The organism is Teretinema zuelzerae, from assembly GCF_021021555.1.
GTDB lineage: Bacteria > Spirochaetota > Spirochaetia > Treponematales > Treponemataceae > Teretinema > Teretinema zuelzerae.
Window position 1 is genome coordinate 1438749 of sequence record NZ_JAINWA010000003.1, and the last position, 13976, is coordinate 1452724.

At 56.4% G+C, this 13976-nt stretch carries 11 protein-coding genes; 4 read left to right on the forward strand and 7 right to left on the reverse strand.

Annotation, left to right across the window (positions count from 1 at the left end):
• Positions 1-208 precede the first annotated feature (208 nt).
• From K7J14_RS13585 to K7J14_RS13600, 4 genes are all read left to right on the forward strand, one after another.
• A complete protein-coding gene (locus K7J14_RS13585) occupies positions 209-1471 on the forward strand; it encodes an OmpA family protein (protein ID WP_230757422.1) in 1263 nt (420 codons plus the stop codon).
• A 111-nt stretch (positions 1472-1582) separates the two neighbouring features.
• Positions 1583-2845: a ribose-phosphate diphosphokinase gene (prs, locus tag K7J14_RS13590; protein ID WP_230757429.1), complete on the forward strand. Its 1263-nt coding sequence runs from the start codon at positions 1583-1585 to the stop codon at positions 2843-2845.
• On the forward strand, positions 2845-4107 hold the full coding sequence (locus K7J14_RS13595; RefSeq protein ID WP_230757432.1) for a xylulokinase: 1263 nt from the start codon (positions 2845-2847) through the stop codon (positions 4105-4107). The genes prs and K7J14_RS13595 overlap by 1 nt, the downstream gene beginning before the upstream one ends.
• On the forward strand, positions 4094-4750 hold the full coding sequence (locus tag K7J14_RS13600; RefSeq protein ID WP_230757434.1) for an HAD family hydrolase: 657 nt from the start codon (positions 4094-4096) through the stop codon (positions 4748-4750). The genes K7J14_RS13595 and K7J14_RS13600 overlap by 14 nt, the downstream gene beginning before the upstream one ends.
• A gap of 51 nt (positions 4751-4801) precedes the next feature.
• On the opposite strand, the gene K7J14_RS13605 is transcribed toward K7J14_RS13600, so the two are convergent.
• The 7 genes from K7J14_RS13605 to K7J14_RS13635 all read right to left on the reverse strand — a co-directional run bounded on the left by K7J14_RS13605 (position 4802) and on the right by K7J14_RS13635 (position 13974).
• Complete coding sequence (locus K7J14_RS13605) at positions 4802-5959, reverse strand: sugar ABC transporter permease (RefSeq protein WP_230757437.1); 1158 nt, start codon at positions 5957-5959, stop codon at positions 4802-4804.
• Positions 5960-5974: 15 nt separating this feature from the next.
• The gene (locus K7J14_RS13610; protein WP_230757439.1) at positions 5975-7489 is read right to left on the reverse strand and encodes an ATP-binding cassette domain-containing protein; all 1515 of its coding nucleotides are present in this window, start codon (positions 7487-7489) and stop codon (positions 5975-5977) included.
• An 87-nt stretch (positions 7490-7576) separates the two neighbouring features.
• Positions 7577-8683 (reverse strand): sugar ABC transporter substrate-binding protein, encoded by a 1107-nt coding sequence (locus K7J14_RS13615; RefSeq protein ID WP_230757442.1) that lies wholly within the window; start codon positions 8681-8683, stop codon positions 7577-7579.
• Between the two features lie 210 nt (positions 8684-8893).
• The gene (locus tag K7J14_RS13620) at positions 8894-9946 is read right to left on the reverse strand and encodes a substrate-binding domain-containing protein (RefSeq protein ID WP_230757445.1); all 1053 of its coding nucleotides are present in this window, start codon (positions 9944-9946) and stop codon (positions 8894-8896) included.
• Complete coding sequence (locus tag K7J14_RS13625; RefSeq protein WP_230757448.1) at positions 9943-11508, reverse strand: response regulator transcription factor; 1566 nt, start codon at positions 11506-11508, stop codon at positions 9943-9945. The genes K7J14_RS13620 and K7J14_RS13625 overlap by 4 nt, the downstream gene beginning before the upstream one ends.
• Positions 11501-12985, reverse strand: coding sequence for a sensor histidine kinase (locus K7J14_RS13630; RefSeq protein ID WP_230757451.1), 1485 nt, complete (start codon positions 12983-12985; stop codon positions 11501-11503). Before K7J14_RS13630 ends, K7J14_RS13625 begins: the two co-directional genes overlap by 8 nt.
• Positions 12982-13974 (reverse strand): sugar ABC transporter substrate-binding protein, encoded by a 993-nt coding sequence (locus K7J14_RS13635; protein ID WP_230757454.1) that lies wholly within the window; start codon positions 13972-13974, stop codon positions 12982-12984. Before K7J14_RS13635 ends, K7J14_RS13630 begins: the two co-directional genes overlap by 4 nt.
• Positions 13975-13976: the final 2 nt, after the last annotated feature.

Genomic DNA, 13976 nt, shown 5'->3' on the forward strand with positions numbered 1-13976 from the left:
CCTTGAAAAAAAAGGAGGCATATCCGGAACCGTGCTCATTCAGTCGCCTGATATACACACATAAAAATCGTACCGGTCTAAACGTTACATCATCGGACGCTGTTTTGCAAATTTTCCGCGCGATTCAAGAATTTTTTTAAGGCGGCCGGCTCTCCTTCGATCGCGTGTTTCGCTCATTCGCGGAGGATGCTCTGCCGATACTCATGGCATGAGTGCTACACGTAGAATCCGCTTTGCATCCAGACGATTATCCGCGTTCCGCCCGGCGGCGGTTGCGCTGTTGTTCGCGCTTTCCGGCTTTCGGCTGGAAGCGGAGGTATTCCGGTTTCAATACAGCGAGGGAGACTCCTATCGAATCAACTCCCTCGTGCAGGAAAAGGTGTACGTGAACCGCGCGATTTCGCACGCGGCGGAAATAACGAACCGGATCACCGTCCGGGTGTCCGACGTGCGCGAAAACGAGGGCAGGGTCTCGGCTTTTCACGACTGCGTTTTCCAGACGAGCGAGCGGACGACGAACAAGAGCTTCTCCTGGGGCCGGGAGTACCAAAGCGGCTTTCGCAGGGACGAGCTGGGCGTCTACGATATAGACGACAGCCACTTTATGCCGGTGGTCAGAAACGTTCCAACCTTTCCGGACGGCGACGTCCAGCCGGGCGAAACATGGAAGGGAACCGGAGAGGAGGCGCACGACCTCCGGGATCGGTTCGGCATCGAGACGCCCTTCCGCGCGCCGTTCGCCGTGACCTACACCTATGTCGGGCCGACCGAACTTGAAGGAAAGAAGCTCCACCTGATCCGCGCCGAATACAGCATCTTTTTCGATACGCCGGCCGAACTGAGGGGCAAGGAGCGGACCGACGGAGACTACCCGGTGCTGACCATGGGGTATTCGAGGCAGCAGCTCTACTGGGACAACGAACAGGGATATCTCCCCTATTATAATGAAGATTTCAGCATTCAATTGAAGCTGGCTTCCGGCACGGTGTACGAGTTCCGGGGAACGGCGGAGGCGACGGTTACGGAAATAAAGGCGATGAACCGGAAACAGATAGTTCAGGAAATGAACGATGAAATCTCGAAGATGGGGCTTTCGAACGTCAGCGCCGAGGATACGCCGGAAGGAATCATGCTCAGCATCGAGAATATTCAGTTCGAGGCCGACTCCGCCCGGCTCATGGCCCAGGAAAAAGAGAAGATTCTCAGGATCGCGGCACTGCTCGAGCGCTACCCGGACAAGGAGCTCCTGATCAGCGGCCACACCGCGCTGGCGGGAACCGCCGCCGCGAGGCAGAAACTGTCCGAGGAACGGGCCGACGCGGTCGCGCGGTTTCTGGTAGAAAACGGAGTACGCAGCGAATACAACGTGTACACCCGGGGCTTCGGCGCCGAAAAGCCGCTTGTTCCGAACACCTCGGAAGACAACAGGGCGCGCAACCGCCGGGTTGAAATCACTATCCTGGAGAAATGACGTGAAGCTTGCAAACGTTGCAGTTTACTGCCGTGTAATGCATTTTGAAGGAGTCCGCAACCTTGCAAGTTTCGCGGATTAATGGTATTTATTAACCCATCGGGGACACACATGACATATTCTGAACCAACGGAACTTGCCATTCTCGCCTGTCCGGGCGGCGAGAAGTTTGCAGATGAAACCATAAAGCATTTGAATCATATCTATAGCCGCCGCTTTCGACAGAAAAGCGACGTTCTGGCGAAAAGATACGAAGTAGACCGGACGAATCTGGTCAAGGACGTGAATTTTTATAACGACCTTCAGACTTCGGACATCTGCATCCGCGGGGATATCACCAAATACCGGGCCCCGGAATTCAAGATAAAGGCCCGTTTCACCTGGTTCATGAACGGCGAATTCAAAACTGAAATCCTTGACTGCATCCGCGGCAAGGATGTTTTTATTTTCCAGGACGTGGAAAATCATCAGGAAATCATCCTGAACGAGGGCAAGAACAAGCTCAAGTTTTCCATAAACGACCACATTATGAGCTTGCTGGTGACCATCGACGCGGTCCGGCACGCCGGAGCCCAGAGAATCACCCTCGTCCTGCCCGTGTATCCCTACAGCCGCCAGCACAAGAAAAAAGGCCGAGAGGGACTCACCGCGAGCCTCTTGGGCCATTTGTACGAAAGCCTCGGCGTCAGCCAGATCATCACCCTCGACATTCATTCGCGCGAGATTGAAAACGCGTTTTACACAGCCCGCATCGAAAACCTTCACGCAAGCTATCAGATCATCAGGGAACTTTCCAAAATAGTGGACCTTACCAGCGAAGAGGACGATTTCGTCGTCGTTTCGCCCGATACCGGCGCGGTCGACCGGAACAAGTTCTACGCGACGGGGCTCAAGCGGCCGCTCGCGATGCTCTATAAGGAGCGGGATTATTCGGTCGTCACCCAGGACGCGAAGGCGACGAACATCAAATCGGTAAAGCTGCTGGGAGACGTCAGGGGGAAGGTCGCCTTCCTCGCCGACGATATGCTCGGAACCGGCGGAACCCTCCTGAAAGCCATGGAGTTCCTCAAGGAACAGGGCGCGACCAAGGTGATAGCGGCCATCAGCCTCCCCTTCTTCACCGGCAACGCGATCGAACAATTCGACGAAGCCTATAAAAAGGGCAACTTCTTCCGGATCATCGGAACGAACGCGGTATATCACGAAGAGCTGCTGACCAAGGAATGGTACATCAAGACGAACGTATCGGGCCTCTTCGCTCAGGTGATTTCGCGCATTCATCACAATCAATCGCTCAGCGACCTGCTGGACAACCGCAATATTATCGAGAAGCTCGTCGTCAAGCAGGATAAGCCCGCCGAAGAACAGGAATAATGAACCGAACCGTATTCGCCGTCGACATCGGGACGTCTTCGCTCAAAGCGGCTCTGATAGACAGCTTCGGCGAAGTTCTCGCGGCGGCGCGCGTACGCTTTCCGCGTGCGCAGCGAACCGGCGAGCACTGGGAAAACGCCCTTTCTTCCGCATGGGCGGCCGTTCATTCCCAGCTCGGCGATTTCACACCGAACGCCGTTTCCGTATCCGGCAACGGACCGACCCTCGCGAGCGTTTCGCAGGACGGACGCGCGTCGGCGGTTTTGTTATGGAACGATCCCGTTTCCCCGATTCCCGCAGAATCCGGCGCCGGAAAAACTCCCTCGCTGTTCATACCCCGCATTCAAGCCTTCCAATCGCTGTATCCCCGGGAATTTTCAGAGGCGTCGAGCCTTCTTTCCGGCCCCGAATACATCGTCTGGAGGCTGACCGGCAGCCCGGTTACGATTCTCCCGGATCCGCGCTATGAAAAAGCATACTGGACCGCCGGGGATCTAAGCGCTACAGGATTGTCCGGCGTTCCGCTCGCGCCCTTCCTGCTGGCGGGACAGAGATTCGGACTCACGAACGGAACAGCGGGAATACCGGCTGGCATTCCCGTGACCGGCTGCGGACCGGACTTTACCGCGGCCCTTCTGGGAACCGGAACCATCGAACCCGGAACGGCCTGCGACCGGGCGGGAACCAGCGAAGGCCTTAATCTGTGCCTCGGCGAACCGATTTCAGCCGAAGCGGTGAGAACGCTGCCGGGCGCGGTTCCCGGAGTTTGGAACGCATCGTACATTCTCAGCGAGACCGGAGCCATTTTTCACACCTGGAGGCGGGACAACGGACTCGCCGCAATGCAGTACCCCGAACTCATGAAACAGATCGAGCAAAGCCCGATAGTTCCGGAGCATCAGGGAATCCTTCATCCCGGGAGAAAGGTAGTCGAGGAAATCGGATTCGCCGTGCGCCGGGGGATCGAGACGCTGAACGCTATCGCCGGGAAAGACCTGGTATGGCGGCTTTCGGGCGGACAAGCGCGAAACGAGATCTGGAACCGGATGAAGGCCGACATTACCGGCGCCCGATTCGCCCTCACGCGCACGCCGGACGGAGAGCTCATGGGCGACGCGATCGCCGGCTTCGCCATGCTCGGAGAGTACGCTTCGATGGAAGAAGCCGCGCGCGCGATGGTGCGGATAGACAAAATATACGAACCCGATCCTGAAAACCACCTGCTTTATACGGAGAAGTACCGCACGCATGCGCATTTATAAAATTCCCGAACAGATCTCCTGCATCATTTTCGATATCGATTCCACGTTGTACACCCACGGAGAATACGCCCGCGAACAGGTCGATATACAGATCCGCCGCTTCGCTGATCTGCGGGGAATGTCTGCCGAGGAGGGCCGTACGCTGGTAGCGGACTTCCGCGCCGAATACGAGAGGACGAACGGTAAAAAAATCAGCCTCGGCAACGCGCTCACTCACTTCGGCATCCCAATAGAGGAGAGCATCCGATGGAGGGAAGAGCTCATCGATCCGGGCCTTTTTCTGGTCCGCGACCTCAGGCTCCGGCGGACGCTGGAACAGCTCGGCGGCTCGTGCTACCTTGCCGCGGTGACCAACAATCCCGTAAAGCCGGCCCGGGCCACGCTCGAAGCCCTGCAGGTGCAAGACCTCTTTAAAACGCTCATCGGACTGGACACGACGAAGGTGTCGAAACCGCATGCGAAGCCCTTTCTCATGGCCGCCGAGGCCGCCGGCGCCGAGCCTGAACGCTGTTTATCAGTCGGAGACCGGTACGATATCGACATCGCCCTTCCGCTCGAGCTGGGGATGGGCGGAATCCTGGTGGACGGAGTCGAGGACGTGTACGGCATCCCCGATCTGCTGCCGCGGCGGGAAAGCCGATAAAAAAAGCCGAAGCCCGATGAACCGGACTTCGGCTTTTTTGCATGCCGTTATTTAGATTTTCACCCTGCGCGACTGCACGTCGAAGAGAACCGCCGCGACGAGGACCAGGCCGCGGACGATGTACTGATACGAAATGCCGACGCCGAGCAGGTTCATGCCGTTCGACAGCGACGACATGACGATGGCTCCGATGATCGTACCGGTTACCTTGCCGACGCCGCCTGAGGCGGAAACGCCGCCAACGTAAGCCGACGCGATCGCGTCGAGCTCGAAGCCGACGCCCGCGGTGGTCGTCGCGGACTGAAGCCTCGCGGTGTAGAGAATGCCGGCGAGGGCCGACAGAGTGCTCATCGAAGCAAACACGAAGAAGGTAACCGCGTTCACCTTGATTCCGCTCAGCTCGGCCGCCTCGGAGTTGCCGCCGACCGCATACACATGCCGGCCGAGAACGGTGTTGTTCATGAAGAAGTGATAGATAGCCACGACCACGATGACGATGACGACGGTCCAGGAGATTCCGTTGTACTGGGCGAGCTGCCAGCAGAAATACAGAATCAGCGCGGAGATGAACACCAGTTTTCCGATGAACATGTCCATGGTCTGGATTTCGAAATTGTACTTTTTCTTCTGGCTGCGGTTCCTGAATTCCCCGACGACGAAGAGCGCGATAGCGGCGACACCGATTGCCAGCGTAAGCAGATGCAGGTTTTCTCCCTTGAACGGATCCGGGATGAAGCCGTTGCCGAGCGCGTTGAAGAACTTGCTGTTAACGATGATCGTTCCGCTTCCTTCGGTGATGCGCAGAAGCGCTCCGCGGAAGATGAACATGCTTGCCAGGGACGCGACGAACGAAGGAACGCCCATCGAAGCGACCAGCCATCCGTGATACATGCCGATGAGGCAGCCTACCGCGACCGTTATCAACAGAACCAGCGGCATCGGCGCGCCTACGCGCATCAGCATCGCGGCGATCGCGCCAAGGAATCCCGCCACGAATCCGACCGAAAGGTCGATATGCTTGATGATCAGGACCAGCGTCATTCCGACGGCGAGAACCGCGACATAGCCGGTTTGATCGAACAGATTGCTGAGATTGCGGGGGGACATGAAAATGCCGCCCGAAAGAATGGTGAACAACACCATGATGACCATGAGCGCGATATACATACCGTAGTCGCGCGCGTTTTGCTTCAGCTCCCGAATATTCATATTGTCCTCCTCTCCTTACACCGTTGCCATCTTCATGATTTTTTCCTGCGTGGCTTCCTCGCCGGACACTTCTCCGGTTATCTTGCCTTCGCACACTACGTATATCCGGTCGCTCATTCCGAGAATCTCCGGAAGTTCGGAAGAGATCATGATGATGCTCAGGCCTTCCTCCACCAAGCGGTTCATGATGGTGTAGATCTCGTACTTCGCGCCGACGTCGATGCCGCGCGTCGGTTCGTCGAGTATCAGAATGTCCGGATCCACCAGCAGCCACTTCCCGAGAGAGACCTTCTGCTGGTTTCCTCCGGAAAGCTTGCGGACCTTCGATTCGATCGACGGAGTCTTGATCTTCAGGTTCTTGCGGTATTCCTCGGCGACGCGGATCTCTTCGTTTTTATTGATGACGAAGCGAGACACGAGCTCCTTGAGGCTCGCGATGGAGAGGTTCTGCTTCACGTCCTGATCGAGAATCAATCCGTCTTTTTTGCGGTCTTCGGACACGTAGGCGATTCCGGCCTTGATCGCATCCAGCGGATGCTTGATCTCGGTCTTCTTTCCGTCTACGAAGAGCTCTCCTGAAACCTTGTAGTGCTTCGGGTTTCCGAACACGCTCAGCGCGAATTCGGTCCGTCCGGCTCCCATCAGGCCCGCTATTCCGAGAATCTCTCCCTTTCGCACGTTGATGTTCATATCGGTGAGAATCTGGCGGCTTACCGAGTAATCGTAGGCGGTCCAGTTCTTTACTTCGAAGCGGACATCGCCGATCGCTTTGTTCTGCCGCTTGGGATAGATGTTTTCGATTTCGCGGCCGACCATGTTTTTGATGATGAGCTCTTCGCTCAGTTCGGCGCGGCCGAAGGTGTTCACCGTCTTTCCGTCGCGGAGGACGGTGACTGTGTCGGCGATCTTCATCACTTCCTTCAGCTTATGGGAAATCATGATGCAGGTGACTCCCTGCTTTTTCAGCTCGAGAATCAGGTTCAGCAGGTTGTCGCTGTCGTCTTCGTTCAGGGCGGCAGTCGGCTCGTCGAGGATGAGCAGGCGGACATCCTTGCTCAGAGCCTTGGCGATTTCTATCAGCTGCTGTTTTCCGACGCCGAGGCTGCGGATCTTCGCGCTGGGGTCAACGTCGAGGCCGACCTTTTCCAGCTGGAGCTTCGCTTTTCTGATCGTCTCGTTCCAGTCGATGAGACGTCCTTTCCGTTGTTCATTTCCGAGATATATATTCTCGTACACCGATAGATCGGGGACGAGGGCGAGTTCTTGATAAATGATCGCGAGGCCTGCGTGTTCGCTGTCGCGGATGGAATTATATTGTTGAACCTTACCGTCCAGAACGATGTCGCCGGAATACGTGCCGTGCGGATACACGCCGCTGAGAACCTTCATGAGCGTCGATTTTCCCGCTCCGTTCTCTCCGACCAGAAAGTGGATTTCCCCTTCTTCTACCTTAAAGGTGACGTCGTCAAGCGCCTTGACTCCCGGGAATTCCTTCGTAATATGAGACATTTCCAGAATGGTTTTACCCATCTTTTCCTCCAAAAAAAAGAAAACAGACAAGGGCCGGCTTTCACCTGGAGGAGAAGACGGCCGCTTGTCTGTTAGAAACCTGGTTGGTTAGAGTCCGGTGAAATCGGAAGCGGGATAGTAGCCTGAATCGATCAGGGCAGCTTTCACGTTCTTCTGGTCGACGGTTACGACTTCGGTCTGCTTCGCGGCGACCTGCTTCTTGCCGTTGTCGTAGGAACCGGTGGTCACGGGAGTCTTTCCTGCGAGAACGTCGGTTGCCATTTTAACGGAGTCGCGGACGAGGGTGCGGACGTCCTTGAAAACGGTCATGGACTGCTTTCCGTCGATGATGTACTGGACGGAAGCTTTCTCGGCATCCTGTCCGGTTACGAAGAACTTGGAAACATCCTTGTCCTTGGCGAATTCGTCCGCGATGGCGCGGGCGGTTCCGTCGTTCGGAGCGAGGATGAAGCAAACGCCCTTGTCGGCGGCTGTCGCGCTGGTAAGGTTGTCGGCTGCTTTCTTTTTCGCTACGTCGAAGTTCCAGTCGGTGGTGACCTGTCCGATGATCTTGGCCATTTCAGCGCGGGTAAGATCTTTCTTTCCCTTGAGAGCGAGAGCTTCGGCGGAGTTCTTGATCACGAGGGTGCCGTCGGCGATCTTAGGCTGGAGAACTTCCCAAGCGCCCTGGAAGAACAGGAATGCGTTGTTGTCGGAAGCGGCGCCGGCATACAGGTACAGGGGATTGGAAGCCTTGCCTGCTCCGAGGTTGTTCAGAAGGTACTGAGCCTGTGCGCGGCCTACGGATACGGAGTCGAAGGTGACATAGTAGTCTACCGCGGTTGTATCGGTGATGAGGCGGTCGTAGGAAATAACGGTTACGCCTTCTTTCTTGGCGGCTTCAGCGGCTGCGGCCGCGGCGGTTCCGTCCTGCGGGCAAATGATAAGAACCTTGATTCCCTTGGTGAGAAGGGTTTCTACGTTCTGCTTTTCCTTTCCGGAATCGCCCTGGCTGAACAGAAGCTCGACGTTCGCCTGGCCTTTGAGAGCTTCAAGGAAGCGGGCTTCGTCCTGAACCCAGCGGGGCTCGTCTTTTGTGGGAAGTACGATACCGACGTCTACCTTTGCCTTCTGCTGGCTACCGCCTGCGAACGCAACGGACGCAACCATCAGAAGCGCTGTCGCGGCGACGATGACTTTAGAAAATTTTTTCATGAATTCCTCCTTACGAACTTTGGAAACTAGATTTCCCTGATAGAATCCTAACAGTCAAAGGGGGATTGAAACAAAGAAGCTTCTGGGGATTATTGCAAAGTGAAGAAGATTTTGGCAGGAAGGAAGATCAGAAGGGCCGAACGACCGGTAAAATATTGTGGTCAAAAAAACACTGCTCCGAAAACGCCGTATATTCGATCCTGAAATGCGTTATTGATGCTCGGGAGGACGTTTGTTCGCAGGAATATTCCGGTAAATCTCGTTCGCGGAATGAAAACCCGATCGAATAATGATTTCGTCGATATTATCCCTGTTCACCTCGACCGGCTGAAACCACATAACGGGAACGTCCTGAACCCCGTCGAATATGCTGTCTGAAGGGGCGGTAAAGGAACCGTCTGCAAGGGCGACTGCCTGCACGGCAGCCTCCCGGGCGAGCGCTGAAATCGGCTTATACACGGTAGCGAGCTGGGAGCCTTCTACCACGTACTGGCAGGCGGCGATATCGGCGTCCTGGCCGACTACCGGTATTTCTCCCGCGAGCCGCCATTCGGACAAGGCCCTGATCGCGCCGCCGGCAAGCCCGTCGTTTCCGCACACTATCGCGTCGATGGCCTTTCCCTGCTCGAGCAGGGCGGACACCTGTTCGAAGGCGAGGTCGTAGCTCCAGTTCTCTGCGTGAAAATCAAGCAGATGGAAGATTCCCGGATATTGCACGAATACGGACCGCAAGCCTTCCTGAACCAGCGTCACGTTATAGTCGGATTTCGGGCCGTAAATAAACACGTAATTCCCGGCGGGAGCTTCCCGGATGATCGCCGACGCCATGATACGGCCGACTTCCATGCTGTTGACGCTGATATAGAGGTCAACTCCTGCGTTGCGTATCAGCCGGTCGTAGGAAATCACCTTGATGCCCCGCGAGCGGGCTTTTTGAACAGATTCGGCGAGCATTTCCGCGTTCTGGGGGATTATCACCAGCACGTCGACGCCCTTGTCGATGAGATACTTAACCTGAGCGACCTGAGCCGAGGGATTATTCGCCGCGTTCTGGAATATGACGTCGGCTCCGAGCGAGGACGCGGTGGACACAAAGACGTCCCGGTCGCGGATCCAGCGCTCCACGATCAGCGAGTCGAGGGAAAAGCCGATGGTCACCCGTTTCGGTTCCTGCGGGATTCCGGCGGGCTCGGGAGCCTTGCGCTCGGAGCAGCCGGAGAAAAAAAGAACGGCGGCGCACAGCGCGGAGCAGGCGTGCTTCACAGCGTTTCCCTGTATTCCGTCGGGGTGAGCCCCACGATTTTCTTGAAAAGCTTGCTGAAATAATTCGGATCCGCGTAGCCTGAATCGGCGCTGATTTCCTTAATGCTCCTGGAATGGTCGCGCAGCAGATCCTTCGCCTTCTGAACCCTTGCCATCGTGACGTATTCGATGAAGTTCTCCCCGGTTTCCTCTTTAAAAAGCTTGCTGAAATAAAACGGACTGATCTCGACCCGGCGAGAAATCTCCTCCAGGGAGATGTCGCGGGACAGATTATCGTTGATGATGGTGCAGGCCTTGATGATGATGGGGCTCATCCTGCTCTGCTTGTGTTCTATTATCACGCCGATGCATTCGTCTATCGAGGACAGTACCAGTTTTTCAAGGGCGAACACGTCCTCGATCGATTCAATCTGCTTCCAGGAATCCTTCCATACGGAAAATCCGCCGAACCGGCTCTGAACCTGCCTCGTTTGATGGCGGACAAGAGAAAGAAGCTCGAACAGCTTTCCTTTTTCTACCGACATATCGCCGGGAAACTGCTGATGGAGCCAGGAACAGATGGAAGCGAATAAACTGTGTACGCTCTGGAGGTCTCCGGCCAGCGCGCGGTCCAGGAGCTTCTTTTCCGCGTCCGCCGGATAGCCGCCGCCGCTCTGCTGGGCGGCGCAATCCATGCTGTACACGACGGCGTTCGGATCGTCGGTGCTGATAAGAGCCTTCAGAGATTCGTTGTAGGCCGAAAGGGAGCGGGCAAGGGACGGTTCGACCGGGCCGACTCCGATTTTCACCTTATGGCCGAGCCGTGTGGTGATGCGCGAATGCAGGGTTCGGACGAAGGAGCGAATTTCGACCTGGGCTTCCTGTTCGGAAAGGCTCCTGTCTACGGTGACGAACACCACGATGCGGTTTCTCATAAGCGGACCGATGATGCAGGAGGCGGCCGAGGAGATGATATCCCTCAGCGTAAGATAGGTCTGGGAACGCGCTCCGTCCTGCAGGTCCGCGACCTCGAAGGTCAGGAAGTAATACAGGGGATCCTTGATGTTGAAAAAATCGAGGTAGGACTCGATGTCGCCCGTCTTGTCCGAGGGGAAAATAAGGGAATAGATGAAATCGCTTTCCACGATGTTGACGACGGAGTCCAGCTTTTCCCTGATCTGAATTTCCGAGAGCTGCTTTCTGCGCTGAATATCAACCTGCGAAAGGGCGTTCCTCATAGTCTCGGCGATGCGACCGCGGTTCACCGGCTTGGAAAGATACTCGTACACGCCGAGGTTCACCGCCTGCTGGGCGTATTCGAAGCGGTCGAAGGCGGTAAGGACGATGATCAGCATCGCGGGGCTGAAGCTTTTAATGCTCTTGATAGCCTCGATGCCGTTCAATCCCGGCATATTGATGTCCATGAAGGCGATGTCGATCTTGTTGTTCTGGCAAATCTCCACGGCGTCTCCCCCGGATCGCGCGCTGAAAAATTCCAGCTGGCCGGGGAAATTGCGCTCTAAGATGAAGCCGAGTGAATCAATGACTATCTGTTCATCGTCCGCAAGCAGAACTCTATACATTCCGAATCCTTATGGAAAAGGTTGTGCCCGGTTCAGGAGCATTGTTCCGGATATCGATGATGTCCGGCTGGTCGAAAAAGACGCGAAGCCGGGTGATGACGTTAATCATGCCGATTCCCACCGAAGGCGGCTGGTCGCTCCCGAGAGGCTCCCCTTCGTAAAAGTAGGAACCATGCAGAAGACGATCCCGCGTCGAGCCTTCGATTCCTCTCCCGTTGTCCGAAACGTCAATGTACAGAATACCATCTTCCCGAAATACCCGCAACGTAATTGTTCCGCCGGATTTCATGTCGCCGATGCCGTGCTTGATCGAGTTCTCGACCAAGGGCTGCAGCACCATGCTGGGAATGGGGATGTCGCGGGTGTCGCATTCGATGCTCTTTATATACGAGACGCGGTCGGCGAAGCGCACCTTCATGATGTACATGTAGTTGTCCACCAGCGCGATTTCTTCGTCCAGCATGCTGTCCTTGTCCATGTTCTGGATGTTGTAGCGGAAGAAATCGGCGGTTTTTTCGATGAAGGTGCAGGTGTCGTCGGCTCCTTCCATCATGGCGAGCTGGGCTCCGGCGTTCAGGGTATTGAAGAGGAAGTGCGGATTGATCTGCGACTGGAGAGTTTTGAGCTGGGCGTCCTTGTACAGCTCTCGCATCTCCATCTCCTGCCTTCGCAGGCGGTTTTCTATCTCGGCCTTCGTCTTGATCGTGTCTATGTACTCGCGGATGCTGACCGTCATGCGGTCGAAGGCGCGGCAAATGTTGCCCACCTCGTCCTGGGATTGGATGCCCAGCAAGTCTACGTCGAAATGCCCCTCGGCGACTTCGTTTGCCGCGCGGGAAAGCTCCACCAGAGGGCCGGTGATCCGGTCGATGAGAATGTACACCATCAGGAAATTCACCGCGATGACCAGCAGCAGAATCGCGATGCTCAGGATTTCGATCGTCTGCATTTCGCGGATGAGCCGGTTGTAGCCCGAAATATTCCGCCTGAAATAGCGGGCGTTCAAGTCGTTTACCGAGTCGGAAAGATAATCGTACACCCGGAGGGCGGCGGCGTAGTTGCGCGTATATTCCTGGACATTGTTGCCGCGCCGGGCGTAGACCGCCTTGTCCGCGTATTCCAGGAAGGACTCCATCAGCCGCTTCACCTTGTATTCAAGCAGCAGAATGGGATCGGAGGACAGGGTCACATTGAACTGAAGCGCGAGAGTGTCGAGCCGTCCTCTCCAGCCATAATAGTTTTCGATGCTTTCGAAGGTGCGCAAGCTGATGTACTTTTCCATGCTCGATTCGACGGCGCCGAGGGCGGTTTGGAATTCGTCGAGATCGATATTCGTCTGGTACGCGTTGGTGATGGAGACGGCGATCGCGTTGAAGCTGAGGAAGCTGTACATGATGATGATGCCCATCAGCGCCGCGGTCAAAAAAAACGAGTACAGAAGACGGGCGCGGATGCTGGAGCTCCTGCGCGCCCTCATTGACGGCTCCTCTCGAGAGAGTCGGCGGTTATCACGTGCAGGTCGGTGATGACGAAGTCGTTGGAATGGCCGGTTTCAAGGTATTCGAGCATCGCGTCGGCGGCTTTCCGGCCCATCTGCCGGGCGTCTACCGCGACTACGGCCTGGATGATTCCCTTTCTGACGTAATCAAGAATCTCGCGGCTTTCCCGGAAGGCGATGATGGAAATGCGGGAGCTTTGATTGAGCTCGATGACGGCTTGCGTGGCAAGGACGGTGTCCTCCGCGGTCAAACACAGGATTACGTCCAGATCAGGATCGTTGAGGATGCGGTGGCGCAGGAATTCGTCCCGGCTCATGTCCTTCATGGAGTTCCGGTCCAGAGCCGTCACTCTGATCTCCGGATAGGAGGACACCGCGTCCTGGATGGCGGACAGCATGATGCTCTCCGACGACCGTACGGATTCCTCGTCCAGAAGCACCAGGGCGTGGCCGGTCGCGCCTCCGCAGGTGTATACGAGGCCGCCGAGCAGGTTGCCGAGGGCGTAGCGCGAAACGCCGACGAAGGATTGGCGGTTCGCGGGAAAGGCGTCGTTTTCAAGCGATATGACGGGAATGCCCCGGAGAGCGGCTATTTCCAGAGCCTGAAGGGATTCCTCGCGATCGTCCACAAAAGCGAGGATTCCGTTCGGGCGGGCGGCGACCGCGTATTGGAGATATTCGTCGGTATCTTTTCTGTCGGCGTCCAGGGCAGGCCCGACGAGCTCCACCACCGCGTCCCGCTCCGAGCAGATTTCAAGCGCGCCGGCGAAAACCTCCTGCCAGAACGGCGAATCGATCCGCTCTCCTATCATGACGAGGTGCCAGCGCATGGGCTCTCCCGGATCGATTTTTCCGATGGCCGCGGCGCCGGAAGCGACTCTCAGCAGCAGAAAGGACGAATAGAGGATGAGCCAGAAGGTGGCGATGAGAAGCACTATGAACAGGACGGTGGAACGCCGTACGCGCATGG

Bases quoted from the DNA above. Each gene is read 5' to 3' on its own strand.
- K7J14_RS13635 (WP_230757454.1), bottom strand. From the start codon at position 13,974: ATGCGCGTACGGCGTTCCACCGTCCTGTTCATAGTGCTTCTCATCGCC.
- K7J14_RS13615 (WP_230757442.1), bottom strand. From the start codon at position 8,683: ATGAAAAAATTTTCTAAAGTCATCGTCGCCGCGACAGCGCTTCTGATG.
- K7J14_RS13595 (WP_230757432.1), top strand. From the start codon at position 2,845: ATGAACCGAACCGTATTCGCCGTCGACATCGGGACGTCTTCGCTCAAA.
- K7J14_RS13630 (WP_230757451.1), bottom strand. From the start codon at position 12,985: ATGAGGGCGCGCAGGAGCTCCAGCATCCGCGCCCGTCTTCTGTACTCG.
- K7J14_RS13625 (WP_230757448.1), bottom strand. From the start codon at position 11,508: ATGTATAGAGTTCTGCTTGCGGACGATGAACAGATAGTCATTGATTCA.
- K7J14_RS13610 (WP_230757439.1), bottom strand. From the start codon at position 7,489: ATGGGTAAAACCATTCTGGAAATGTCTCATATTACGAAGGAATTCCCG.
- K7J14_RS13585 (WP_230757422.1), top strand. From the start codon at position 209: ATGAGTGCTACACGTAGAATCCGCTTTGCATCCAGACGATTATCCGCG.
- prs (WP_230757429.1), top strand. From the start codon at position 1,583: ATGACATATTCTGAACCAACGGAACTTGCCATTCTCGCCTGTCCGGGC.
- K7J14_RS13600 (WP_230757434.1), top strand. From the start codon at position 4,094: ATGCGCATTTATAAAATTCCCGAACAGATCTCCTGCATCATTTTCGAT.
- K7J14_RS13605 (WP_230757437.1), bottom strand. From the start codon at position 5,959: ATGAATATTCGGGAGCTGAAGCAAAACGCGCGCGACTACGGTATGTAT.